The 23,398-nt window shown below is 73.4% G+C and carries 19 protein-coding genes and 1 tRNA gene; 11 read left to right on the forward strand and 9 right to left on the reverse strand.

Annotated elements, in window-relative coordinates:
• Window positions 1–127 precede the first annotated feature (127 nt).
• Entirely contained in the window at window positions 128–1,444 is a 1,317-nt protein-coding gene (locus ACIRQ9_RS09975; protein ID WP_404169311.1) for an ABC transporter substrate-binding protein, read from the reverse strand.
• 968 nt (window positions 1,445–2,412) lie between these two features.
• Here ACIRQ9_RS09975 and ACIRQ9_RS09980 point away from each other — a divergent pair.
• Complete coding sequence (locus tag ACIRQ9_RS09980; RefSeq protein WP_404169314.1) at window positions 2,413–3,834, forward strand: GH1 family beta-glucosidase; 1,422 nt, start codon at window positions 2,413–2,415, stop codon at window positions 3,832–3,834.
• A 273-nt stretch (window positions 3,835–4,107) separates the two neighbouring features.
• On the opposite strand, the gene ACIRQ9_RS09985 is transcribed toward ACIRQ9_RS09980, so the two are convergent.
• From ACIRQ9_RS09985 to ACIRQ9_RS09995, 3 genes are all read right to left on the reverse strand, one after another.
• A complete protein-coding gene (locus tag ACIRQ9_RS09985) occupies window positions 4,108–5,592 on the reverse strand; it encodes a cellulose binding domain-containing protein (protein WP_404169317.1) in 1,485 nt (494 codons plus the stop codon).
• 107 nt (window positions 5,593–5,699) lie between these two features.
• Window positions 5,700–7,118, reverse strand: coding sequence for a sensor histidine kinase (locus ACIRQ9_RS09990; RefSeq protein WP_404169320.1), 1,419 nt, complete (start codon window positions 7,116–7,118; stop codon window positions 5,700–5,702).
• The gene (locus tag ACIRQ9_RS09995; protein ID WP_404169323.1) at window positions 7,115–7,825 is read right to left on the reverse strand and encodes a response regulator transcription factor; all 711 of its coding nucleotides are present in this window, start codon (window positions 7,823–7,825) and stop codon (window positions 7,115–7,117) included. The genes ACIRQ9_RS09990 and ACIRQ9_RS09995 overlap by 4 nt, the downstream gene beginning before the upstream one ends.
• Window positions 7,826–7,923: 98 nt before the next feature.
• Here ACIRQ9_RS09995 and ACIRQ9_RS10000 point away from each other — a divergent pair, with 98 nt between their 5' ends.
• Window positions 7,924–8,448, forward strand: a complete 525-nt coding sequence (locus ACIRQ9_RS10000; protein WP_404169326.1) for a hypothetical protein — start codon at window positions 7,924–7,926, stop codon at window positions 8,446–8,448.
• A gap of 6 nt (window positions 8,449–8,454) precedes the next feature.
• Here ACIRQ9_RS10000 and ACIRQ9_RS10005 read toward each other — a convergent pair whose 3' ends face one another.
• Both ACIRQ9_RS10005 and ACIRQ9_RS10010 read right to left on the reverse strand, forming a co-directional pair.
• Window positions 8,455–9,327, reverse strand: coding sequence for a spermidine synthase (locus tag ACIRQ9_RS10005; protein WP_404169329.1), 873 nt, complete (start codon window positions 9,325–9,327; stop codon window positions 8,455–8,457).
• Window positions 9,328–9,363: 36 nt separating this feature from the next.
• Entirely contained in the window at window positions 9,364–9,768 is a 405-nt protein-coding gene (locus ACIRQ9_RS10010; RefSeq protein ID WP_404169332.1) for a hypothetical protein, read from the reverse strand.
• Window positions 9,769–10,023: 255 nt separating this feature from the next.
• Here ACIRQ9_RS10010 and ACIRQ9_RS10015 point away from each other — a divergent pair, with 255 nt between their 5' ends.
• Complete coding sequence (locus ACIRQ9_RS10015; RefSeq protein WP_404169335.1) at window positions 10,024–11,502, forward strand: hypothetical protein; 1,479 nt, start codon at window positions 10,024–10,026, stop codon at window positions 11,500–11,502.
• A 73-nt stretch (window positions 11,503–11,575) separates the two neighbouring features.
• Here ACIRQ9_RS10015 and ACIRQ9_RS10020 read toward each other — a convergent pair whose 3' ends face one another.
• A complete protein-coding gene (locus tag ACIRQ9_RS10020) occupies window positions 11,576–12,172 on the reverse strand; it encodes a histidine phosphatase family protein (RefSeq protein ID WP_404169338.1) in 597 nt (198 codons plus the stop codon).
• 212 nt (window positions 12,173–12,384) lie between these two features.
• Between ACIRQ9_RS10020 and ACIRQ9_RS10025 the strand changes: the two genes are divergently transcribed.
• The 7 genes from ACIRQ9_RS10025 (at window position 12,385) to ACIRQ9_RS10055 (ending at window position 18,761) form a co-directional block, all read left to right on the forward strand.
• Entirely contained in the window at window positions 12,385–13,338 is a 954-nt protein-coding gene (locus ACIRQ9_RS10025; RefSeq protein WP_404169340.1) for a phosphatase PAP2 family protein, read from the forward strand.
• Window positions 13,235–14,416, forward strand: a complete 1,182-nt coding sequence (locus ACIRQ9_RS10030; protein WP_404169343.1) for a hypothetical protein — start codon at window positions 13,235–13,237, stop codon at window positions 14,414–14,416. The genes ACIRQ9_RS10025 and ACIRQ9_RS10030 overlap by 104 nt, the downstream gene beginning before the upstream one ends.
• Window positions 14,407–15,996, forward strand: a complete 1,590-nt coding sequence (locus ACIRQ9_RS10035) for a hypothetical protein (RefSeq protein ID WP_404169346.1) — start codon at window positions 14,407–14,409, stop codon at window positions 15,994–15,996. Before ACIRQ9_RS10030 ends, ACIRQ9_RS10035 begins: the two co-directional genes overlap by 10 nt.
• Window positions 15,993–17,333 (forward strand): AAA domain-containing protein, encoded by a 1,341-nt coding sequence (locus ACIRQ9_RS10040; RefSeq protein ID WP_404169349.1) that lies wholly within the window; start codon window positions 15,993–15,995, stop codon window positions 17,331–17,333. Before ACIRQ9_RS10035 ends, ACIRQ9_RS10040 begins: the two co-directional genes overlap by 4 nt.
• A gap of 271 nt (window positions 17,334–17,604) precedes the next feature.
• A complete protein-coding gene (locus ACIRQ9_RS10045) occupies window positions 17,605–17,970 on the forward strand; it encodes a hypothetical protein (protein WP_404169352.1) in 366 nt (121 codons plus the stop codon).
• 118 nt (window positions 17,971–18,088) lie between these two features.
• On the forward strand, window positions 18,089–18,697 hold the full coding sequence (locus tag ACIRQ9_RS10050; protein ID WP_404169355.1) for a bifunctional DNA primase/polymerase: 609 nt from the start codon (window positions 18,089–18,091) through the stop codon (window positions 18,695–18,697).
• Window positions 18,688–18,761, forward strand: a tRNA-Lys gene (locus ACIRQ9_RS10055). The genes ACIRQ9_RS10050 and ACIRQ9_RS10055 overlap by 10 nt, the downstream gene beginning before the upstream one ends.
• 79 nt (window positions 18,762–18,840) lie before the next feature.
• On the opposite strand, the gene ACIRQ9_RS10060 is transcribed toward ACIRQ9_RS10055, so the two are convergent.
• Complete coding sequence (locus ACIRQ9_RS10060; protein ID WP_404169887.1) at window positions 18,841–20,055, reverse strand: M6 family metalloprotease domain-containing protein; 1,215 nt, start codon at window positions 20,053–20,055, stop codon at window positions 18,841–18,843.
• A gap of 350 nt (window positions 20,056–20,405) precedes the next feature.
• Here ACIRQ9_RS10060 and ACIRQ9_RS10065 point away from each other — a divergent pair, with 350 nt between their 5' ends.
• Window positions 20,406–22,313, forward strand: coding sequence for a putative bifunctional diguanylate cyclase/phosphodiesterase (locus ACIRQ9_RS10065; RefSeq protein ID WP_404169358.1), 1,908 nt, complete (start codon window positions 20,406–20,408; stop codon window positions 22,311–22,313).
• Here the strand turns inward: ACIRQ9_RS10065 and ACIRQ9_RS10070 are convergent.
• Window positions 22,283–23,380: an LLM class flavin-dependent oxidoreductase gene (locus tag ACIRQ9_RS10070; protein WP_404169361.1), complete on the reverse strand. Its 1,098-nt coding sequence runs from the start codon at window positions 23,378–23,380 to the stop codon at window positions 22,283–22,285. The genes ACIRQ9_RS10065 and ACIRQ9_RS10070 overlap by 31 nt on opposite strands.
• Between the last annotated feature and the right edge of the window lie 18 nt (window positions 23,381–23,398).

Below are 23,398 nucleotides of genomic sequence, written 5' to 3' on the forward strand. Positions count from 1 at the left end.
GGAGTGGGCTGGCGACGCCGGGGCGTCGAGCCGGGTCGAAGCCGGGCGGCCGTGCGGGGGGAGCCGCACGGCCGACGCGGCACAGCGCGGTGCGGGCGGCCGCCGGGGCCGCCCGCACCGCGGGCTGTCAGCCGATCACCTTGTCGATCTGGTCGGTCGCGGCCTTCCAGGCGTCGGCGGGCTTGGTGCCCCGCTGCTCCATGTTGTTGATCTGCGTGGAGATGGTGTCCTTGATGGTGGCGTCCTTCGGGCCGAGGACCGCCTCGGGGATGGACTTGGCCTCGTCGGCGTAGATCTGGCCGATCGGCGCGTCACTGAAGTACGGGAGCTTCGCGTCCTTCACGCTGGCCAGGTCGTAGGCGCCCTTGTTCGACGGGAAGACGCCGATCGCCTTGAACACCTCGGCCTGCTGCTCTGGCGCGGTCAGCCACTTGACCAGCTCGGCGGCCTCCTTGGCGTGCTTGCCGCTCTTGGGCACGGCCAGGAAGGAGCCGCCCCAGTTGGCCGCGGTCGAACCGGGCGCCTTGGCGATGTCCCACTTGCCCTTGAAGGCGTCACCGGAGTTGGTGGAGATCTGGCCGGCCATCCAGGCGGGGCAGGCCACGGTGGCGACCGTGCCCTTGCGCAGCGCCGCCGTCCAGGCGTCGGTGAACTGGGGCAGACCCTGGGTCAGCTTCTTGGACGCGGCCTCGGCGGCCAGGTTCCAGCCCTGCTGCACGGAGGGGCTGTCCTTGTAGATCGGCTTGCCGCTGGCGTCGTAGTACTGCTGCGCGGAGGAGCTGACCACCGCGTTGTACATGGCGCTCGCCGAGTCCATGAAGTAGGTGCCCGACGGCGCCTTCTTCTTGAACTGCTCGCCGAGCTTGAGGTAGTCCTCCCAGCCGCCGGCGACGGCCTTGGCGACGGCCTCGCGGTCGGTGGGCAGACCCGCCTGCTTGAAGAGGTCCGTGCGGTAGCACAGGGACATCGGGCCGATGTCGGTACCGGCGCCGATGACCGTGCCGTCCGCGGCGGTGGCCTGCTTCTCCTTCCAGGAGACCCAGTCGTTCACGTCGATGGTCTTGCTCAGGTCGGTGAACTTGGCCGCCTGGGTGTCCACGACCTCCTTGATGCGGCCCACCTCGATACCGGTGACGTCCGCCAGACCGCTGCCCGTGTTCAGCTGCTGGAGCAGCTTCGGGTAGTAGTCCTGCTCGTTGGCGGTGGTCTGCTCCTTCACCGTGATGTTCGGGTGCAGCTTGTGGTACTTGGCGAACAGGTCGGCTTCCTTGTAGCCGAACTGACCGAAGTCGGCGACCGTGAGAGTGATGTTCCCGTTGGAGTCCGAGGCGTCCGAGCCGCTGTCGTCGCTGCAACCGGTCAGCAGCAGGGCCGAGGCGGTCAGGGCCGATGTGGCCAGGACCGCCGCTCTGCGGCCGCTCCGGCCGGTACGGGTGATGCGCATTCCACTACTCCTTGTTCCAGTGGGGAACGGGATCTCAGGAATCGGACCGCCGGGGTCTCGACGGTCCGGACCTGCCCTCTTGGTGCGAGCAGCGGCCGGCCCACCGCACGCGGCGTGCGATGAAAAGGTGCTGGTCAACGAGGTGCGGTGACGACAGAGGGAAAGGCCATGAGGTGGTTCGGTCCACACGGGAGAAGCTCCCCCGTCTACCCGTGGGACCGCTCCCACGCGGCATGCCGGAAGACTGGTTCCTGCCGGGCCAGCTGTCAAGACTTGAAAACGGCGTTGTTGCGCAAGCGTGTTCGGCGCGTCACGGGAACGTGTCGCGCCGCGGCGGTTCACCCGGCGGACATCGGCGCGTCTCATGCGGGAATCATGCAGGTCACCGGGGTGACGATCCCCTGACGCCCCAGGCGTCCCACGGACGGGCGGGACGGGGCGGGGGTTTTCCGGACCCGCGGCCTCCGCACCGGAACCGCCCGCCGGAAGGTGAACGGTGCCGCGAACTCCGGTCCGGGCCGGGCCAGTCGGCGCCGGCTCCCGCGGACCGGCGCCCGGCACCCGGCACCCGGCACCGGGCACCCGGCACCCGGCACCGGGGAACGGCCGGTCACCGCCCGCCCGTCCGCCCCGCGCCGGGACCGGCACCGGCACCGGCACCGGCACCGACCGAGCCGGACCGGCCGCCTCCGCGGCGGCTCCCGGCCGGACGCCGATCGGCACACCGGAAACCCGAACGGCGGACGGGGAACACCGGCCGGCATCCGGCCACCCCCGCCCCGGCCCGCCCGCGCGGCAGCCTCCCCACGCCACGCACGCCGCACACGCCACGCACGCCGCACACGCGCGCTTGCCGCGCACGCCGCAGCCCTCCCCCATGCCTCCCCGCTCCCCCGCTTCCGCCCGGCCCTTTTCGGTGGGAGCGCTCCCATGCATAATGAGGACCTACCGACCGTGGGAGCGCTTCCATGCCCGAGCCGCTGACCGAGAGTTTTCCGCCCGCGTTTCTGTGGGGCGCCGCGACCTCCGCGTACCAGATCGAGGGCGCGGTGCGGGAGGACGGCCGTACGCCGTCCATCTGGGACACCTTCAGCCACACGCCGGGCAGGACGGCGGGCGGTGACACCGGTGACGTCGCGGTCGACCACTACCACCGCTACCGCGACGACGTGGCGCTGATGGCGGACCTCGGTCTGAACGCGTACCGGTTCTCGGTCTCCTGGTCACGCGTGCAGCCGACCGGCCGGGGCCCGGCGGTGCAGGTGGGCCTGGACTTCTACCGGCGCCTGGTCGACGAGCTGCTGGCCAAGGGCATCAAGCCCGCGCTCACCCTCTACCACTGGGACCTGCCGCAGGAGCTGGAGGACGCGGGCGGCTGGCCGGAGCGGGACACCGCCTTCCGGTTCGCCGAGTACGCGCGGATCGTCGGCGAGGCGCTCGGCGACCGGGTCGAACTGTGGACCACCCTCAACGAACCCTGGTGCAGCGCCTTCCTCGGCTACGGCTCCGGCGTGCACGCCCCCGGCCGTACCGACCCGGCCGCCGCCCTGCGCGCCGCGCACCACCTCAACCTCGCGCACGGGCTGGGCGCCACGGCACTGCGCTCGGTGCTGCCGGCCCGCGGCCGGGTCGCCGTCAGCCTCAATTCGTCGGTGGTACGGCCGCTCACCCGGGACCCCGCCGACCTGGCCGCGGCCCGGACCATCGACGACCTGGCCAACGGGGTGTTCCACGGCCCGATGCTGCACGGCGCGTATCCGCGGACACTGCTCGCGGCCACGGCCTCGGTGACGGACTGGTCGTACGTCCGGGACGGCGACCTGGCCACCGCGCGGCAGCCGCTGGACGGCCTCGGCCTCAACTACTACACGCCGGCCCTGGTGTCGGCCGCGTCCGGCACGGCCGCCGGTCCCCGGGCCGACGGGCACGGCGGCGGCGACCACTCGCCCTGGCCGGGCGCCGAGGGCGTGGCCTTCCACCAGACGCCCGGCGAGCGCACCGAGATGGGCTGGACGATCGACCCGGCGGGCCTGTACGAGCTGATCATGCGCTACTCGTCCGAGGCGCCGGGGCTGCCGCTGTACGTCACGGAGAACGGCGCGGCCTACGACGACAAGCCCGACCCGGACGGCACGGTCCACGACCCCGAGCGCATCGCCTACCTGCACGGCCACCTCACCGCGGTGCGCCGCGCGATCGCCGACGGCGCCCTGGTGCGGGGCTACTACCTGTGGTCCCTGATGGACAACTTCGAGTGGGCGTACGGCTACGGCAAGAGGTTCGGAGCGGTGTACGTCGACTACGCGACCCTCACCCGGACCCCGAAGTCGAGCGCCCACTGGTACGCGCAGGCGGCCCGGACGGGAACCCTGCCCCGGCCGACGGCCTGACCCGGGGTCGCGGCCTGGGGGGGCCGCGCCCCCTTCCGCGTTCCGCCACCGGCTCGATGAGCGTCTCCTCGATGAGGGTGCCGCTGCCCGGGAACCGGGGAGTGTACGTGGCCATCAGATGCCTCCACAGCGCACGGTCCCGGGTGTCCCCCGGACCGACAGGTGGTCGGAACCTAGCCGGGCCACGGCAGCCGTGCGGGCCGGAGGCCGTGGTTCAGTCCTGGGGGTGAACCTGCCTCCGGCCCGTGCCGGGTGGTGCGGTGGGCCGGGTGGTCAGCCGATCGTCGCGAAGGTCTTGGTGAAGGCGTTCTGGGGCTGGGTGATCGAGCTGCACGTGGCGTCGGCGGTGGGCTTGGCGCCGCCCGCGCACTGCTTGTCGCGGGTGGCCGACCACATGGAGAGCCAGCCGATGCCCTTGGACTTGGCGAAGGCGACGAGCTGGGTGGCGTCGTCCACCGTGAAGACCTCGGTGGAGACGTCGTTGACGCCGATCATCGGGGTGACGGCGACCGTCTTCCAGGCGGCCGCGTCGGAGAGGCCGAGGACGCTCTTGACCTGGGCCTGGGTGGCGGTGGCCGCCTGGATGGCGTAGGTGCCCATGTCGCCGTTGTAGGAGGGGCCGTAGTCCATCGCCATGATGTTGACGTTGCCGATCTTCACGCCGTTGGCCTTGGCGTCGGAGAGCAGGTTGACGCCGTCCTGGGTGAGGCCCTCGGGCATGACCGGCAGAGTGAAGGAGACGTCCAGGCCGGGGTGGCTCGCCTGGAGCTTGGCTATCGCCTTGGCGCGGTTGGTGTTGGCCGTGGTGTTGGGCAGCGCGCCGCCCTCCACGTCGAAGTCGACCTTGGTGAGCTTGTAGGCGTCGACGGCCTTGCCGTACGCGGTCGCCAGCGCGTCCGCCGAGGAGCAGGTGGTGGCGAGTTCGGAGCCGGAGGCGCCGCCGAAGGAGACCCGGACGTCACCGCCCTTGGCACGCAGCGAGCCGATCTGGGCGGCCACGGCGTCGGTGGACAGGTCGCTGACGCCGCCCCACTTGGGGGTGCAGCCGCCGCCGTCGGTGACGAACGCCAGGTTGAAGTTCTTCACGCCGGTCGCGTCGGCCGCCCCGAGGAGGTCGAAGGCCGGGTAGAGCGAGGTGTCGACGTAGGGCGCGAACGCGGCGGAACCGGTGGTGCCGGAGCCCGTGCCGGTGCCGGTGCCGGTGCTCTGCGACGGGGTCGCGGTGGGGGTGGGCGTCCGGGTGGGGGTGGGGGTCTTCGTCGCGGTGGGGGTGGGCGTGGGGGTCGGGGTGGCCGGCCGGGTGGGGCGGCCGCTCGGCTCGGGGGTCGCCGTGCCGTCCGCCGAACAGCTCGCGTCGTCGATACGGCAACCGGTCGGGTCCCCGCTGCCGTTGACCACGAAGCCGACGGTGACCGACTCGTCGGCGGCGAGGCCGTCCGTGTCCCACTTCGGCGGCTTCACGGTGACGTGCTGCCCGCTGACCGTGGACTCGGCGTTCCACAGCGAGCTGAGCTTCGCGCCGGCCGGCAGGTCGAACTCCAGCGTCCAGTCCTTCTCGGCGGCACCGCTGTTGTTGGTGACGACGTACTGCGCGGTGTACCCGGTCGACCAGTCGCTGGTCTTGGTGTAGGCGGCGCCGACCCCGGCCGCGTGCGCGATGCCGGTGAACAGGACCGCCCCGCCACCGACCACGGCCGCGGCGACCAGACCGCCTATCGCCTTGTTCCTGCCACTGATGCTGCGCCGGTGCGTGCTCATGCGCGTCCTGCCTTCGCCTGCCGATGGGGGGGTGCGGCAGCACGCTAGCGACCGGGAATCGGACAAACGGCCTGATCGGTACGGTCGTCGGGGATCTTAGGCCGCGCTTAAGGAAGGGATCGGGACCGATTAAAGGTCGAGACCATTTTCTCCCCCGGCTGCCGGCGCGAACGGCGCCGCCGCATGGAACCGCGGTGCCCCTTGCGCTCCGGCGTGCCGCCGTCCAGCTGGATCCAGATCCGCACCTCGGTCCCGCCGAGCACCGACGAGCCGATGCGTACGTCGCCGCCGGTCGACTCGGCGAGCCGGCGCACGATGTCCAGGCCGAGGCCCGTCGACCCGGCCGTCCCTGATCCACGCCCCCGGGCCATCGCCGACTCCGGGTCCCGGATGCCCTGTCCGGCGTCGGAGACCAGCATGATCACCGCGTCGTCCCCGTTGTGCACGTCGACCGCGAACGCGGTGCCCTCGGCGGTGTGCCGGAAGACGTTGCCGAGCAGCGCGTCGAGCGCGGCGGCCAGGTCGGCGCGGGCCACCGGTATGCGTACCGGCCGGTCGACCCCGGCCACCCGCCACTTGCGGCCCTCGTCCTCGGCGAGCGCCGACCAGAAACCCATCCGCTCCCGCACCACCTCGGCCGCGTCGCACCCGGCGCCCGGCCCGGCGGCCGCCGTCTGCGGCTTGGCCTCGCGGGCGGTGCGGATGATGGTGTCGACCTCGCGTTCCAGCTGTGCGACGGCGGCCCGGGTCTGTTCGGCGGCCGGCCCGTCCCCGAGCGAGGCCGCGTTGAGCCGGAGCACGGTGAGCGGGGTGCGCAGCCGGTGGGAGAGGTCGGCGGCCAGCTCCCTCTCGTTCGCGAGCAGTTGGACGACCTGGTCGGCCATCGAGTTGAACGCGGCCGCCGCCAGCCGCAGTTCGGTCGGGCCGTCCTCGGGCACCCGCGATCCGAGCTTGCCCTCGCCCAGTTCGTGCGCGCCCTCGACCAGCCGCCGGGCCGGCCGCACCATCCGTACGCCCAGCCGGTCGGCGACGGCGACCGAGCCGACGATCAGTGCGAGGCCGACGGCGGCCAGCACCGCCCAGGCCGTGAAGACGCCGTGGGTCACCTCGGACTCGGGGACGTACACCTCGACGACCGCGATGGCGCCGGAGCCGAGCGCGACGGGCTGGAGCAGGGTCGAGCCGCCCGCCACCGCGGTGGTGGAGGCACGCCCCAGCTTCCGGACGGTCGCGATGTCCGGGTCGGCGGCGCGCTGGCGGCCGATGTCGACGGCGGCTCCGCCCGCGGAGGCGGGGATGTGCACGGCCATGCCCCGGTCGGCGCCGGCCGAGGCCACCACCCGCTCCAGCTTGTCCCGGTCGGTGGTGATGGACAGGGCGGGCGCGACGGCGGCCGCCTCCCGCTCGGCGTTGGAGAAGGCGCGGTCCCGGGCCATCTCCTTGACCACCAGGCCGAGCGGGACGGCGAAGGCGACCACGACCATCGCGGTGACCGCCAGGCAGACCTTGACCAGTGCCCATCTCATCCGACCGGCCTCGCTTCCGCGCCCGGCGGCTCCAGCTTCACACCGACCCCCCGCAGCGTGTGCAGATAACGCGGCCTGGCCGCCGTCTCCCCCAACTTCCGCCGCAGCCAGGACAGATGCACGTCGATGGTCTGGTCGTCCCCGTAGGACTGCTGCCAGACCTCCGCGAGCAGTTCCCTGCGCGGGACGACGACCCCGGGCCGCCCCGCCAGGAAGGCCAGCAGGTCGAACTCGCGCCGGGTCAGGTCGAGGCGCGCCCCGTCCAACTCGGCCTGCCGGCGCAGCGGGTCGACGGTCAGGCCGCCGACCCGGAGCACGCTGGACGGGGCCGTCTCGCCTCCGCCCGAGCGCGCCCGGCGCAGCACGGCGGCCATCCGCGCCGACAGGTGCTCGACGGAGAACGGCTTGGTCAGGTAGTCGTCCGCGCCGGCGTTGAGCAGCCGGACGACCTCCGACTCGTCGTCCCGGGCGGTGGCGATGATCACCGGTACGTCGGTGATCCCGCGCAGCATCTTCAGGGCCTCGGAGCCGTCCAGGTCCGGCAGTCCGAGGTCCAGGACGACCACGTCGAAGCGGAAATGGGCGACCTCGCGCAGCGCCTCCAGTGCCGTGCCGACGCTGCGCACCGTGTGCGAGGCGTCGGTGAGATGCCGGATGAGCGCCGAGCGGACGAACTGGTCGTCCTCGACCACGAGCACACTTGCCATGCGCCGCACCGTACGCCATGCGGCCGATGGCGGACCGAGCCTGTGGACAACTCGGGCCGGGTGCGCACGGCGGTACGGCTGAGGCAGTATGGCCCGCGATGCGCAGAGGACTCGTACACGTACTGGCTTGGCTGCTCGCCACGGGCGCGGCGGTCACGCTGTCGTGGTGGGGTGTCCACACGGTGATGGCGGGCACGGCCTACGATCCGCCGCGCGCCCTGCCCGTCACGGCGGCCGACGACGGCCCGACGACGCAGGGTTCCAAGCCGCTGGCGCCCGCCACGTCCCGCCCGCCGGTCCCCTCGCCCGCCGTCTCGTCGAGAGCGCCGTCGGCTCCCGCGCCGACGCCCAGCCGCACCCCGCGGTCCTCGCCGGCCCCGTCCGCTTCCGCCGCCGCGTCCGGCGAGGTCAAGGCCTACGACACCGACGGTGGCCGGGCGGTCTTCGACCTGGGCGACAGCAGTGCGACCCTGGTCTCGGCGACGCCGGGCACCGGCTGGTCGATGCAGGTGTGGAAGACGGAGACCTGGATCCGTATCGAGTTCAGCAGGAGCACCGACCGGGTCACGGTGTTCTGCACCTGGCACGACGGGCCGCCGGACGTGCAGGTCGAGACCTACTGACCGGCTTCACCGGAACACCGACGGCGGCGGTGCCGGAGAGGCCACCGCCCCGGCGTCGCGCACGGCGGCGGCGCCGCCGGTGAAGTCCCGCAGCGCCCGGCCGTGTTCGACCCGGCCGGGGTGCGAGTCGGAGGCGCAGCGCCGGGTCAGCTCGGCGACCGGCAGCGGTACGTCGGCCGCCACCAGGACCGCGTTGCCGAACCGCTTCCCGCGCCACACCGCCGCGTCGGCGGCCACCGCAGTCTCCGCGAACCGTGCCCCGGCGGTGGCGATCTGCGTCTTCAGGTAGGCGAGCGGCGGGCCGTCCGCGAGGTTCGCCGCGTACGTGCCGCCCGGCCGCAGCACCCTGCGCACCTCGTCCAGGAACTCCGTGGACGTCAGGTGCGCCGGTGTGCGCGCGCCGCTGAACACATCCGCTATGACCAGGTCCGCCCAGCCCTCGGGCACCTTGGCCAGTCCTTCGCGGGCGTCCGCGGACCGCACCCGTATCCGGGCGTTCGGATCCAACGGCAGCTCTCGTCGTACCAGTTGGACGAGGGCCGCGTCGCGTTCGACGATCTGCTGGGTGGACCGGGGCCGGGTCGCCGCGACGTACCGGGCCAGCGTGAACGCGCCGCCTCCGAGGTGCACCGCCTGGACCGGCCGGTTCGGCGGCGCGACCAGGTCGATCACGTGGCCGAGGCGGCGCTGGTACTCGAAGGAGAGGTGGGCCGGGTCGTCGAGGTCGACGTGCGACTGGGGGGCGCCGTCGATGAGCAGGGTCCAGGCCCGGCCGCGCTCGGGGTCGGGTATGAGCTGGGCGAGGCCGCCGTCGACGGCCTCGACGACGGCTTCGGCGGTGGCGGCCGACCGGCGCCGCGTGTTCCTGGACTTGCCCATGGGGCCATTTTCGCAGGCCGTGGCGGTACCTGACATTCAGCAGCAGCTGTCGGCGGCCTCGATCAGCCGGGCCGCCTCCCCGAGCGCCCGGCGCAGCACCGCCGGGTCGGTCGCCAGGTCGGCCTCGCCGGGCGGCAGCAGCCAGTCGGAGCCCTCGACCGGGGGCTCGGGACGGAGCCGCAGACCGCGGCCCTCGGTCCCGGTGCAGGTGCTCCCCGGCACGTCCCAGGCCTCCGCCGTACCGGCCGGCACCAGGAAGCCGAGGGTGTCGCCCCCGTCGTCGTGGAGCACCGGCCCCACCGCGTCCCCGGATCCCCGGCGCAGGATGTCGACCGCCTCCAGCCCCTGCCGGGCCGGCACCGTGACTAGGTCGCATCCCGTGTCGGCTGCCGCCGGATCCGGCGGCGGCGTACAGGGATCGTTGCTCTGGCTGGTCTCCATGCCGGCCTCCACCGCGCAGCCCTCTTGCCGTCCATGACGTCCAACGCGCCACCGCGTCAACAGCTACGGCGAAAGTCAGCCGCAAAGGATGGCAGTTCATGGCAGATCGTGCATGAGATATCCGGTTTGTAGCCAAACCCAGCGTCACGGGCCCGTCACAGCAGGTACGTTCATGCCCGCCGGAACCAAGGGTCCACTCGGACAACTCGGTACGAGTCCGGCATGGTTCGACGGTTCGCACGAGAGGACCCGGCCATGACGTCGTCCATCACGACCTCGTCGCAGCCCGATCGGCCGGTACGGCCGAACCACACCTTCCGGCAGCTGCGCGGCCGGCACTCGCCGGCCGAGTTCGCCGCGCTGGTACGGCGCGCCGCCCGCGAGATCGGCGAGCGCGTGAGCTGTGACGCGCGCTACATCGGCCGGGTCGAAGCGGGTGAGATCCGCTGCCCGAACTACGCGTACGAACGGGTGTTCCTGCACATGTTCCCCGGTCGCACGCTCGCCGACCTCGGCTTCGCGCCCCGCTCCGCGGTCCGCGGCCGCGCGGCACGTCCGGCCGAGGACGTGCCGCTCGTCCTCGCCGTCGGTGAGACGCGCGGGCCGGCCGATCCGTACGACCCCGAGGACGGGCCCGACCGACAGGACAGGTTCGAAGAGCAGGACACGCATCACCGGCAGAACACGTACGAGACGCACGACAACTACGAGGAGAGCGACGTGCTGCGTCGCCTATTCATGACCGGCGGGGGCGCCACGGTGGCCGCCGCCACGCTGGGTCCCCTGGGGTCCACCATCGACGCGGTGGCCGCGAACCGGCCGCTGCACCGTGCCGGGTCCTCGCACGCGGCCGCCCTGGAAGAGGCCGTACGCAGGATCCGGCTGCTCGACGACCGGCACGGCGCGGACGGCCTCTACCGGCGTGCGGCGGCTCCGCTGCGCGCGGCGTACGCGCTGCTGGACGCGGGCGCGACCCGGCAGACGACCGCCGAACGCCTGCACTCGGGCGCCGGTGAACTGGCCATCTCGGTGGGCTGGCTGGCCCACGACTCCGGCCGCTTCGACGACGCCCGCTCGCACTACGCGGAGGCGCTGGCCACGGCCCGGATGACCGGGGACGCGGGGCTGGAGGCGCACGCCTTCTGCAACACGGCGTTCCTGGCCCGGGACGCGGGCCGGCCGAGAGAGGCGGTGCGCGCGGCCCAGGCCGCGCAGCGGGTCGGCCGGCCCCTGGGCTCGGCCCGCCTGATGTCGTTGCTGGCGCTGCGCGAGGCGGGCGGCTGGGCCGGGCTCGCCGACCGCACCGGCTGCGAGCAGGCCCTGGCCCGGGCGCAGGCACTCTTCGAGCGGGGCCACTCGGACGCCGACCCCGAGTGGATGAGCTTCTACGGAGAGGCCGAGCTGGAGGGCCTGGAGGCGCAGTGCTGGTCCACGCTGGGCGACTGGCGGCGGGCCTCCCGGCACGCGCGCCGGGCCGCCGAGCTGCAGGATCCGCACTTCACGAGGAACATCGCGCTGTACACGGCGGAACTCGCGGACGACCTCGCCCGCGGCGGGCGTCCCGACGAGGCCGCGCGGGCCGGACTGCGGGTCCTGGACCTGCTGGACCAGGTCCAGTCGTCCCGGATCCAGGGGATGCTGGCGGGTACGGCCCGGGTGCTGCTGCCGCACCGCAGGGCCGGCGGGGTCCAGGCGTTCCTGGACCGGCACGCGTCCACCCCGCGGGTCGTGTAGGAGCGGACGGCGCGGGTGCGCGGGAGCCGGTCACGCGGCTCCGCGCGCCCCCGCGGGCGCCGCACGGGCGCCGTCAGCCCGCCAGGTGCCCCAGGTCGTTCCAGCTCTCGATGGCGGGCTCGCCGTAGGCCCAGCCGAGCACCGACAGCGACGTCGGGTTCAGCCGGATCCGCGCCGCGAAGTCCAGCGGCAGGCCGAGCCACCGGGCGCCGATCGACCGCAGCACGTGCCCGTGGGCGAAGACCAGCACGTCCCGGTCGGCGGAGCGGGCCCACGCCACCACCTCGTCCGCACGCGCGGTGACCTCGGCGGTCGTCTCGCCGCCCGGGACGCCGTCGCGCCAGATGAGCCAGCCCGGGCGGTCCGCCTGGATCTCCGCCGGGGTCAGGCCCTCGTAGGCCCCGTAGTCCCACTCCATCAGCGTGTCCCACCGCTCGGCCCGCTCGCCGAAACCGGCGAGTTCGCACGTCTCCCGCGCGCGTACCAGCGGGCTGGTGCGCACCTCGGCGTCCGCGAGGCCGTCGTAGGGCGGCCGGTGCAGCCGCTCGCCCAGCAGCTTCGCACCCCGCCGGCCCTCCTCCAGGAGCGGTACGTCGGTCCTGCCGGTGTGCTTGCCGGACAGCGACCACTGCGTCTGTCCGTGCCGGGCCAGCAGGATGCGCGGTGCCATGAGAGCGGAAACCCTTCGGGAAATATTCGCAAGCGGGACCCCTCCATCATCGCCCACGCCGGGTAGGCGCCCGGAACGGGCAACCCGGCGGGCGGTCCCGGCGTCTTTGAGTGCTGAGCGCCCCGCATGGCCGGGAATGCGCGCGACGTAAAGTGTCACGGTCGGTGCGCCGGGTGCCGCGCGGACAGGGACGAGAAGGGGGAGGCAGTCGGATGCCGCAGACCGAGAAACCGGGCACCGAGGTGGTGGCGCCGACCCGGCTGCGCTGGTGGACCGAGCTGCCGCTGATACTCCTGGTGTACGGCTGCTACACGGCCGGCCGGCTGCTCGCGCGCGGCGACACCTCGACCGCCGTCGACCACGGCCTGGCCCTGCTGCGCATCGAGAAGGCCCTGCGTCTCAACGCCGAGCACCCGCTCAACCGGCTGTTCACCCGTGAGCCCTGGCTCGGGATACCCGCCGACTTCTGGTACGCCTCACTGCACTACGTGGTCACCCCGGTGATCCTGGTCTTCCTGTTCAGAAGGCGTGCCGAGTTCTACCGGCGGGCCCGCACCTGGCTGATGACGTCCACCTTCATCGGCCTGATCGGCTTCACCCTGCTGCCCACCTGCCCGCCCCGGCTCCTGGAGGCGAAGTACGGCTTCGTCGACACGATGGCGCAGTACAGCTCGTACGGCTGGTGGGGCGGCGACGCCAGCGCCCCGCGCGGTCTCGGCGGCATGACGAACCAGTACGCGGCGATGCCGAGCCTGCACTGCGGTTGGGCGCTGTGGTGCGGGGTCATGCTGTGGCGGCACGGCGGCAACCGGCTGACCAAGGTCCTCGGCGTCGCCTACCCGCTGCTGACCGCGCTCGTGGTCATGGGCACCGCCAACCACTACTTCCTGGACGCGGTGGCGGGCGTGTTCGTGATGGGCGTCGGCTACCTGCTCGCGCCGTACGTGATGCGGGCCGCGAACGCCGTCCGGATCCGGATGACCCGCGGCACCTCACTGGTCGCGGCCCGCTCGGGCGGCACGGTTTCCCCGATTGTCAGTGACGGATGCCAGACTTCGGCGGGTGAGCGAATCCCATCGCAGCGCGAGCCCCGGCTCGCCTCCGGAGCCGAACCCGACGTCTCCCCCACCGACGCGGGGGACGGCGCTCCGGCACCGGCTCGCTGAGCTGCGCGGCCCCGACGTCCCCGCCAAGGCCCTGGACGCGCGCGCCCTCGCGGCGCTCGCCGCGAACCCGGGCTGCAGACGGCGGGCGATCCTGGACGGCGCCGGGGTGGACAAGACCGCGCTGGCGAGCGCGCTCGGCTCACCGTCGGCCTTCGGCCAGTCCCAGTTCGCGCTGACCCGCGGCAACGCCTTCGAGGCACGCGTGAAGGCGGACGGCGGGGCGGAGTTGCTGCGGCTGGTGCGCCGGCACCTCGACCCGGGCGCCGAGCCGTCCGACGGGGCCGCCGTGCCCGACCTGTCCGCGACCGGCCCCGAGGGCCGCACCGCCCGTACGGCGCTGGCGCTGCGCGAGGCCGGCGAGGCGGGCGGCTGGGTCCTCCTCGACCATCCGATGCTCGCGCTCCGGGTGGCCGGCTCCCCCGCGTTCCTGGAGCCGGACGCGGTGGTCGTGCACCCCGACGGCAGCTGGACGGTCGTCGAGATCAAGTCCTTCCCGATGCTGGACGGTTCGGCGGACCCGGCCAAGGTCGGGGCGGCCGCCCGGCAGGCCGCGGTGTACGTGCTGGCCCTCGAAGAGGTCGCGGCCCGGCTCGACCCCGCGCCGCGCGTGCGCCACGACGTGCTGCTGGTCTGTCCCAAGGACTTCTCCAACCTGCCCACCGCGGCCGCCGTCGACGTGCGCAAGCAGCGCGCGGTCACCGCCCGCCAGCTGGCCCGGCTCACCCGCATCGAGGACATCGCGGACACCCTCCCGGAGGGCACCTGCTTCGCGCCGGGCCTGCCCGCCGAGCAGCTGGCCGAGGCCGTCGACGCGGTCCCGGCGGCCTACGCGCCCGAGTGTCTGTCCGCCTGCGAACTGGCCTTCCACTGCCGGCAGCGCTCCCGCGCGGCCGACGAGGTCACCACGCTCGGGCGCGCGGTCCGGGCGGAGCTGGGCGGGCTGGCCACCGTCGCCGACGTCCTGTCCGCGGCGCGCGGCGACAGCGGCGACCCGGACGACCCGGCGGTGGCGGCCCTGCGCCGGGCGGCGGCCCTGCGCGCCGAGGCGCTGGCCGTCCAGGGGGCCGTGTGTCCCTGATCACCACCCTCGCCCGGCTGGAAGCCGTGAGCACGGGCACCGCACGGCCCGCCGCGACCGTCCGCCACCGGCACCTGTCCGCGCACCCGCTCGTCTTCGTGCCGCTCACCACCTCGGGTGAGGCGGGAGCGCCGCTCGGCGCCCTGGTCGGCACCGACCGGGACGCGCCGCGGCTGCTGGTCGTACCGCAGCCGCGCGACCGTGACCTGCGGTTCGCGTTCCTCGCCGAGCTCGCCGACGTCGTCCTGCCGTACCTGGAGTCCTACGCCGCCTCGGTCGAGGCGGCCGAGCGCACCGAGACCGACCCCGAGACCGGCAAGCGGGTCAAGGTCGAGGTGGAACTGTGCGCGGACGCACCGCAGTTGATCGTCCCGGGCCGCGCGGGCATCGACTACGTACGGTTGCTCGGACGGTCGATGCGTTTCCGTCGTACCGCGGAGCAGGACCCGGAGACGCCCTACCCGGCCCCTCCGCGGGTGCCGCTGCTCGGCCGCTGGCTGACCCACTTCGGCGAGCGGGCCCGCGTCCCCGGCTCTTCGCTGCTCCTGGCCGCGACGGACCTGCTCGCCCGGCACTGGGCGACCGGTCAGTCAGGCGTCGAGGACCAGCACCTGGGCGCGCTGCTCGCCTGGATCGCGCCTCCCGAGGGGAGCACCGGCGCGGCGGCCGCGCGGGTGGCCGAACTCGCGCGCGACGGCGACGGGCAGCTGCTGTGCCCGCCGGCCGGGCCGGCCACCGACCCGGCGTTCGACAACAAGCTGCTGGCGCCCGCCTTCGAGCGGTACGACCGGGCGCGTACCGCCCTGGCGGGCGCCGAGGACGGACTGCAGGCCGACGCGCGGCTGGCGGTCCTCACCGCCGCCGAGCGGGAGATCCGCGACCTGGTCGCGAGCCGGACCCGGCCCACCTGGGACGCGGTCTGGCAGGGCCTGGACCTGCTGCGCGGGCTGCCGGAGGGCGCCCGGGTCGAGGAGCGGTGGACCCGCGACCGCTGGTCGTTCACCGGCCACCGGGACCGGGTGCTGGCCGGCGAGCCGCCGCAGCCCCGGCGCGACGACGCGGTCACCGCCGCCAACAAGCTGGCCGCCCGCGAGCGCGAGCAGGCCCGCCTGGACGCCCAGGAGGCGCTGGACGACCCGCTGGTGATGGCGGGCCGGCGGCTGGCCGGGGAGGCGTTCGCGGGTGAGGTCCTCGACGTGGTCATGGCGTACAGCGAGGGCAAGCGGCCCAGCCCGCGCCCGCTGGTGACCGTGCGCACGGAGGACCGGCCGCATCTCGGCGAGCGCGCCAAGGCGTACCGCTCGCTGGGCGGCAAGCCGCAGTCCATGGAGTTCGCCGGGTACGAGGCGGAGGGGGTCCTGGTGCTCCGGGTCCTGGACAGGATGGGCCGGGGCAGGGAGCCGGAGGAGGGGTCGGTGCCGGAGAAGGGCGACCGGCTCGTCTGGACCCTGTTCGAACACGAGCAGCGCGGCGGGGCCAGGCTGCCCGATCCGGAGGCGACCCCGTGGACCCACGGCGGCCCGCCCGGCGAGGCCGCGGCCGAGTCGGCCGACACGGTGACCGAGGAGGACGTGCTGTGACCGTCGACGTCGGCTTCGACCCGGGTGCCGCCGCCGGCCGCGCCACCGACGCGATCCTCCACGACACCCTGCACGGCACCGACCGTGGTGTGGTGGTGGACTCCCCGCCCGGTGCGGGCAAGTCCACGCTGGTGGTCCGGGCCGCCCTGGAGCTGGCCGCGGCGGGCCGCCCGCTGATGGTGGTCGCGCAGACCAACGCACAGGTCGACGACCTGGTCCTGCGGCTGGCCGAGAAGAACCCGGAACTGCCCGTGGGCCGGCTGCACAGCAGCGACGCCGACCCCTACGACAAGGCGCTGGACGACCTGCCGAACGTCCGCAAGTCGGCGAAGGCGGCCGACCTGCGGGAGGCGCCGGTGGTGCTGTCCACCGCGGCGAAGTGGGCGCACGTCACCGTGGACGAGCCGTGGCGGCACGCGATCGTCGACGAGGCGTACCAGATGCGTTCGGACTCGCTGCTGGCCGTGGCCGGGCTGTTCGAGCGGGCGCTGTTCGTGGGCGACCCCGGCCAGCTGGACCCGTTCTCGACGGTGGGCAGCGAGCAGTGGGCGGGCCTGTCGTACGACCCCTCGGCGTCGGCGGTCTCCACCCTCCTCGCCCACAACCCGGACCTTCCGCAGCACCGCCTCCCCGTCTCCTGGCGGCTCCCCGCGTCCGCGGCGCCGCTGGTCTCCGGCGCGTTCTACCCGTACACCCCGTTCCGCAGCGGGACCGGCCACGGCGACCGGCGGCTGTCCTTCGCCGTGCCCGGCGACGGCTCGGGACCCGACCGGGTGATCGACGAGGCGGCGGAGTCCGGCTGGGGCCTGCTGGAGCTGCCCGCCCGGCACACCCCGCGCACCGATCCGGAGGCGGTCCGGGCGGTGGCCGCGGTGGTACGACGGCTCCTGGACCGGGGCGGAGCGGCGCTGTCCGAGCGCTCGCCCGACCCGTCCCCGCTCACCGCCGAGCGGATCGCGGTCGGCACGGCCCACCGGGACCAGGCGTCGGCGGTCCGCGCGGCCCTCGCCGAGCTGGGCGTGCGGGACGTCACCGTGGACACCGCGAATCGTCTCCAGGGCCGCGAGTACGACGTGACGGTCGTCCTGCACCCGCTGTCCGGCCGCCCCGACGCCACCGCCTTCCACCTGGAGACCGGCCGCCTGTGCGTCCTGGCCTCCCGGCACCGGCACGCCTGCATTGTGGTCTGCCGCGCCGGCGTGACCGACCTCCTGGACGCCTACCCCTCGACCGAACCCGTCCAGCTGGGAACGCTGGTGAAGTTCCCGGACGGCTGGGAGGCCAACCACGCGGTCCTGGCCCACCTCGCCGAACACCGGATCACCTGGCGCCCCTGAACCCCGGGGGCACCGACCCCCACCCGCCGGACGGAGTCCGGCACGCCGCCGCAGGCGGCCGAAGAACACAGCCCGGACGGCTGGGAGGCCAACCACGCCGTCCTGGCCCACCTCGCCGAACACCGGATCACCTGGCGCCCCTGAACCCCGGGGGTCCCGGGGTGGTGAGCGGAGAGTGAGACGGCGGCCTCGGGGTGGGCTTGCGCGGGCGCGAGAGAATGGACGGTGGCCATCGAGCCGCAGGCACCGAACCGTACGAGGAGGACCAGACATGGCGGAGCCCACGCCGCGTCGGAACGAACCGCGGCTACGCCCCGCGCACCTGCTCTTCGAGCCGGTGGCGGCGGTCGCCGACCCGGAGCACTTCTTCGGCCTGGAGTCGATCGACGACCCCGGGGCGCTGCTGGCGCGTGCGACCGAGCTGACCCACGCGTTCCGGGGAGCCACCGACCGGGCGGTGGAGTTCCAGGCCATGGCCGCCGCGCAGCTCGCCGACCCGCGCCGCTTCGACCGGCTGACCGCCGCCGACATCGCCGCACGGGCCGAGTGGACCGAGGATTACGCGAAGAAGATGGTCGAGTTCGGCCGGGACCTGCTGAAGGGCAGCGAGGACGCCGAGCCGGCGGAGCCCGTCTAGCGGCCCTCGGCATATGCCAGACGGGTGCCAGGCGGGCAAGATACCCCCTCCCCCGCCACGCGTCCCGGTTTTCCACAACTCACCGCGAGCGGCACCTCACGGTCGGTATCAATGCCTCATGAGCCGCACACCGTACGAGACGCCCCCGCAGGCCCCCGGCGACCGCTCCGACGCCGCCGGGGTCACCTCCGACGGAGCCGCCTGGCTCGCCTCGGCAGGAACGTATCCGCGGAGCACGCTCGCCCTCTGGGAGGAGCGGCCGGACGCTCCGGTCGTGCTGCCCTGCGGCGCGGTGTTCGACGTGGTGAACACCCCGGCGGTGTTCGGCCGCCGCATGCTGGACCGGCTGTGGGACGAGGGGCCGGGCTCCGGGCCGGTCGCGGTGCGCCGGGGCCGGATGCTCCTGTTCGCCGCGCCCGGCACCGCCGCCCGGCTGCCGTCGCTGCTGGGCTGGGAGGAGTGGGGCGGCCGCGGCCAGGCCGTACCGCCGCTGCTGTGTCACGGCACCGGCGACGCGGTGACCGTGCCGGCCCTGCGCGGCGGCGCGGCCCCGGCTCCGGCCGACACGCGCTGGCTGGTCGCCCCGGACACCCGGCACCCGTGGCTTCCCGGGCCGGAGATCCTGCTCTGGGCCGCGGTACGGGCGGCCCGCTCGGCCGTACGGATATCGATTTTTCCTCCCCCCGATCAGGATGCTAAGGTCTACGACGTCAGCAGGCGCCGCTAGCTCAGTTGGTTAGAGCAGCTGACTCTTAATCAGCGGGTCCGGGGTTCGAGTCCCTGGCGGCGCACGCGAAGAAGACGAGAGGCCAAGCTCCTGCGAGCTTGGCCTCTCGCGCGTGCGCCTCTCGCGTTCGTGGCGCCCGTGGTTCAGCCCGGCTCGCCCGGCGTGATCTTCACGTTCCACGCGCCGGACGCCGTACGCCCCTCCACCTCGACCTTCACGCCGTCCCCGGGGACGGTGAAGCTCTCGCCGAGGGAGACCGGCGCGTCGGCGAGCGGCGGGTAGACGGAGTTCTCCCAGCAGGCCTCGGTGCGCGGATGGGCGTCGATCACCTCGATCGGGCCGCCACCGGAGGCCGTCTCGTCGCGGACCCGGTAGACGAGGACGCCCTCCCGGCAGCCCGCGCTGTCGTTGCCGGACGTGCCCCGCGCCTCGAAGGCCAGCACGGTGTCGGGTCCCGTGCGCACCACCGCCAGCTTGGTGCCGCCGCCGAGTCCGAAGGCCGGCGCGCCCGCCGCGCCCCGCTCCGCCGCACCCGGCCCCGCGGACAGCGGCTCCAGGGTCAGCCGGCTCGCGCCGGTCCCCCGTACGCACACCACCTGGCGCGGGTCCAGCCAGCCGAGCTTCCACTTGTGCCAGGCGAAGAGGTCCGGGGACAGCCCGAACTGGCTGCCCATCAGATCCCAGTCACCCACATAGGTGTCCCAGTCGCCCTTGCCGTCCACCGGGCGGTGGTAGAGGTCCGGGAGGTCGAAGACGTGCCCGGTCTCATGGGCGAGAACCAGCCGGTCCGGCGGATGCTTCTCGAAGACGGTGACGACCCGGCGCACGTCCGTGCCGTCGACGTGCACCGGGGTGTCCATGTTGACGACCTTCGTGGCGTCGGAGTCGACGCCCGGCGCGTCCGGGTCCGCGACGAAGTACACGACGTCGTAGCGCGAGAAGTCCACCTCGGGATCGGCCGCGGCGAACGCGTCCCGCAGGTAGGCGGCCCGCAGCAGGAGGCTCCAGTCGCGCTTCATGCCGTAGGCGACCGAGGGCCGGGGCATCCGCAGCCAGTGCGTCAGCGGGTGCGGCCGGATGGTGAACTTCCCGTACGAGGCCTGCTCGAAGTAGCGGCTGGTCGCCGGGAAGTGGTCGGCCGCCAGCTCGGCGGGGGTGGTGCGCGGGACGCCGTCGGGGAAGGAGAGGAAGACCATCACGGCGGAGAGCGGCCGGGTGGGGCGGGTGTAGGACGCGTTCCAGGTGTCGACGCCCTCGGAGTGATGGGCGTCGGTCCGGTGCAGGGCGCAGGGAGCCGTGGAGAACGGCTCGGCGGCCGACGGTCCGGTCAGGATGGTCGTTGCGACGAGCGCCGACATCGTGGTGAACACGGCGGCGGTGCTGCGCAGCAGGAGACGCGGCACGGAAGGACCTCCGGGGCGGTTCGCGGGACACCGCCACCCAGCCTGTGTGCATTTGTCATCTTACGACCTGTTTATCTGCCCCAGAAGGGTGAGGAACCCGAACGGCCGACACCCCGGGGAACTCACGGAACGTCACAAGTGACCAAACGTCTCAAGAACCCGTCCAGGTGCGGGCAGAAACGATCTGTCAGAACCGGTGCTTCATCGTGGACACTGGACTGTGGCTGGAAGGCCCTCGGGCCAGCCTCTATGATCGGCACACTTTCCTGCACGGACAGAGATCGAGTGCACTGCGGGAGCGAGCGGTGAGCGGAACGTCCGAAGGGCCGACGCCCGCGGCAGACCTCGACCGGTCCGCCGTCACAGACAGTGACAACATCTGTCGGAAGTCGTACGACGAGACGACCGACCCGAAGACAGACGAGACGACAGAGATCACCACGACGCCAGCGCCGACCGACGGGACGCCGGATCCGAAGACGTACGAGCTCGTCTTCACGTCCGCCGCGCTGCCCATGGCCGTCGTCGGCCGTGACGGCCTGGTCGGCACCGCCAACGCGGCGTTCGGCTCGCTGATCGGCGCCGACCCGGCCGGTCTGACCGGGCGGATCGCCGCCGATCTCCTGGACCTGGCCTCCGACGCCCGCATCTGGCACGCGTACCGCGAGGTCCTGCGCGGCCGCCAGGCCAGGCTGCGCTGCGCCCGCCGCCTCAAGCACCCCGACGGACACTCGCTCTGGGTCCAGGTCACCGTCTCCCCGCTGGCGAAGGACACCCCGGGCGTGCTGCTGTCGGTCTCCGACATCAGTGCCCGCCGTGAACTCCAGGCCCGGCTCAGGCACTTGCAGATGCACGACCCGGTGACCCGGCTGCCCAACCGGACGCTCTTCTTCGAACGGCTCTCGGCCGCACTGGAGACGGAGGCCTACGAACAGAGCGGTACCGGCCGAATCGGCCTGTGCTATCTGGACCTTGACGGCTTCAAGGCGGTCAACGACACCCTCGGCCACCGGGTGGGCGACCGGCTGCTGGCCGCCGTCGCCGAACGGCTGACCCGGATCGCCGACGACGCGGGCTTCGCGCGGACCGGGGTGCCGCTGGTGGCCCGGCTGGGCGGCGACGAGTTCGCCCTGCTGGTCGAGGACTCGACGGGCACCGAGCAGCTGGCCGATCTGGCCGAGTCGGCGCTGGCGGCCCTGCAGGCGCCGTTCGACCTGGCCGGCCAGCGGCTCTCCCTGTCGGCCTCGATCGGGGTCGTGGAGCGCCACGCGGCCGGCACGACGGCCACCGGCCTGATGCAGGCCGCCGACACGACGCTCTACTGGGCGAAGGCCGACGGAAAGTCCCGCTGGACCCTGTTCGACCCGGAGCGCAACGCCCATCTGGTCACCCGGCAGGCGCTCTCCTCCACCCTGCGCCCGGCGATCGAGCGCGGCGAGTTCGTGCTCGAGTACCAGCCGCTGGTGGGCATGGAGGACGGGCGGCTGAGCGGGGTCGAGGCGCTGGTCCGGTGGAACCATCCGCAGTTCGGCACGCTGACGCCGAATCGGTTCATCGGACTGGCGGAGGAGGACGGCTCGATCGTCCCGCTCGGCCGCTGGGCGCTGACCACCGCCTGCCGCCAGGCCCGCCGCTGGCAGCTGGACCACCCCGGCGAACCGCCGATCTTCGTGAGCGTCAACGTGGCCGTGCGCCAGGTCTGGGACTCCGACCTGGTCGCGGACGTGGCGGAGACCCTCGCCGAGACCGGCCTCGCGCCGCACCTGCTCCAGCTGGAGCTGACGGAGTCGGCGGTGATGGGCTCGGCCGGCCGGCCGTTGCAGGCGCTCCAGGCCCTCAGCGACATGGGCGTCCGCATCGCCATCGACGACTTCGGCACCGGCTACTCCAACCTCGCCTACCTCAGCCGGCTCCCGGTGTCGGTCCTCAAGCTGGACGGCTCCTTCGTGCGCGGCTTCCAGTACGACGACCCGGGCGACCGTCCGAACCCCGCCGACGAGGTCGTGGTGGAGGCGATGATCCAGCTGGCCCACCGGCTCGGCCTCACCGTCACCGCCGAGTGCGTCGAGACCTCGGCCCAGGCCTCACGGCTGCGGCACATCGGCTGCGACACCGGCCAGGGGTGGCTGTACTCCCGGCCGGTGGCACCGGACCGCATCTCCGAACTGCTGGACGGCCGGACCTATGCGGAGACCCCGGCCGGCAAACCGTAGGCGTCGGCGATCAGTTCGTAGGAGCGCAGCCGCAGCTCGCCGCGGTGGGCGTGGGTGGTGAGCATCAGCTCGTCGGCGCCGGTGCGCTTGTGCAGGTCGTCGAGACCCGCGCGCACCTCGTCGGCGGTGCCGTGCACGATGTTGGCGGTCCAGGACTGCACGAACTCCTCCTCCATCGGGGAGAACGGGTGGTTCTCGACGTCGTCCGGGTCCGGGAACAGACCGGGCCGTCCGGTGCGCAGCCGCAGCATGTTCACCGCGCCGGCCCGTACCTGGCGCCGGGCCTCACGCTCCTCGTCCACGGCGAGCGCGGAGACGCCGATCAGGGCGTAGGGCTCGTCGAGGACGGCGGACGCCCGGAAGGACTCCCGGTACAGGTCAAGGGCCGGGATGGTGTTCTGCGCGGAGAAGTGGTGCGCGAAGGCGAACGGCAGTCCGAGCATGCCGGCGAGGCGGGCGCTGAAGCCGGAGGAGCCGAGCAGCCACACGACCGGCCGGTGCGGGGACTGCACACCGCCGGGGCTCGTGCTCTGCACGGGGCCGGGGATGGCGTGGATCCGGCGGTAGGGGTGGCCGTCCGGGAAGTCGTCGTCGAGGAAGCGGGTGAGCTCGGCGAGCTGCTGCGGGAAGTCGTCGGCGCCCTCGTTGAGGGTGGGTGTGCGGCGCAGGGCGGCCGCGGTGGCGCCGTCCGTGCCCGGGGCCCGGCCGAGGCCGAGGTCGACGCGGCCCGGGGCCAGCGCCTCCAGCGTGCCGAACTGCTCGGCGATGACGAGCGGCGCGTGGTTGGGCAGCATGACGCCGCCCGAGCCCAGCCGGATGCGTTCGGTGTGCGCGGCCAGGTGGGCGAGGATCACGGCGGGCGAGGAGGAGGCCACCCCCGGCATGGAGTGGTGCTCGGCGACCCAGTACCGCTGGAAGCCGCGGGCCTCGGCGAGCCGCGCGAGACGGACGCCGGTGCGCAGCGCGTCGGTGGCGGTACTGCCGGTGCCGACGGTCACCAGGTCCAGTACGGAGAGGGGGACGGGGGCCGTCCCGTGCGTGGTGCCCCGGATCTCGTCTGCCGACACGGTGAGAGCCTCCTGTTA

This window comes from Streptomyces sp. NPDC101237 (genome assembly GCF_044767465.1).
Taxonomy (GTDB): Bacteria; Actinomycetota; Actinomycetes; order Streptomycetales; family Streptomycetaceae; genus Streptomyces; species Streptomyces gramineus.

Excerpts from the sequence above, each read along its gene's own strand:
- ACIRQ9_RS10000 (WP_404169326.1), top strand. The coding sequence starts at position 7,924 with ATGCGCAGAGGACTCGTACACGTACTGGCTTGGCTGCTCGCCACGGGC.
- ACIRQ9_RS10050 (WP_404169355.1), top strand. The coding sequence starts at position 18,089 with ATGAGCCGCACACCGTACGAGACGCCCCCGCAGGCCCCCGGCGACCGC.
- ACIRQ9_RS10045 (WP_404169352.1), top strand. The coding sequence starts at position 17,605 with ATGGCGGAGCCCACGCCGCGTCGGAACGAACCGCGGCTACGCCCCGCG.
- ACIRQ9_RS10010 (WP_404169332.1), bottom strand. The coding sequence starts at position 9,768 with ATGGAGACCAGCCAGAGCAACGATCCCTGTACGCCGCCGCCGGATCCG.
- ACIRQ9_RS10025 (WP_404169340.1), top strand. The coding sequence starts at position 12,385 with ATGCCGCAGACCGAGAAACCGGGCACCGAGGTGGTGGCGCCGACCCGG.
- ACIRQ9_RS09975 (WP_404169311.1), bottom strand. The coding sequence starts at position 1,444 with ATGCGCATCACCCGTACCGGCCGGAGCGGCCGCAGAGCGGCGGTCCTG.
- ACIRQ9_RS10020 (WP_404169338.1), bottom strand. The coding sequence starts at position 12,172 with ATGGCACCGCGCATCCTGCTGGCCCGGCACGGACAGACGCAGTGGTCG.
- ACIRQ9_RS09995 (WP_404169323.1), bottom strand. The coding sequence starts at position 7,825 with ATGGCAAGTGTGCTCGTGGTCGAGGACGACCAGTTCGTCCGCTCGGCG.
- ACIRQ9_RS09985 (WP_404169317.1), bottom strand. The coding sequence starts at position 5,592 with ATGAGCACGCACCGGCGCAGCATCAGTGGCAGGAACAAGGCGATAGGC.
- ACIRQ9_RS09990 (WP_404169320.1), bottom strand. The coding sequence starts at position 7,118 with ATGAGATGGGCACTGGTCAAGGTCTGCCTGGCGGTCACCGCGATGGTC.
- ACIRQ9_RS10005 (WP_404169329.1), bottom strand. The coding sequence starts at position 9,327 with ATGGGCAAGTCCAGGAACACGCGGCGCCGGTCGGCCGCCACCGCCGAA.
- ACIRQ9_RS10015 (WP_404169335.1), top strand. The coding sequence starts at position 10,024 with ATGACGTCGTCCATCACGACCTCGTCGCAGCCCGATCGGCCGGTACGG.
- ACIRQ9_RS09980 (WP_404169314.1), top strand. The coding sequence starts at position 2,413 with ATGCCCGAGCCGCTGACCGAGAGTTTTCCGCCCGCGTTTCTGTGGGGC.
- ACIRQ9_RS10060 (WP_404169887.1), bottom strand. The coding sequence starts at position 20,055 with ATGTCGGCGCTCGTCGCAACGACCATCCTGACCGGACCGTCGGCCGCC.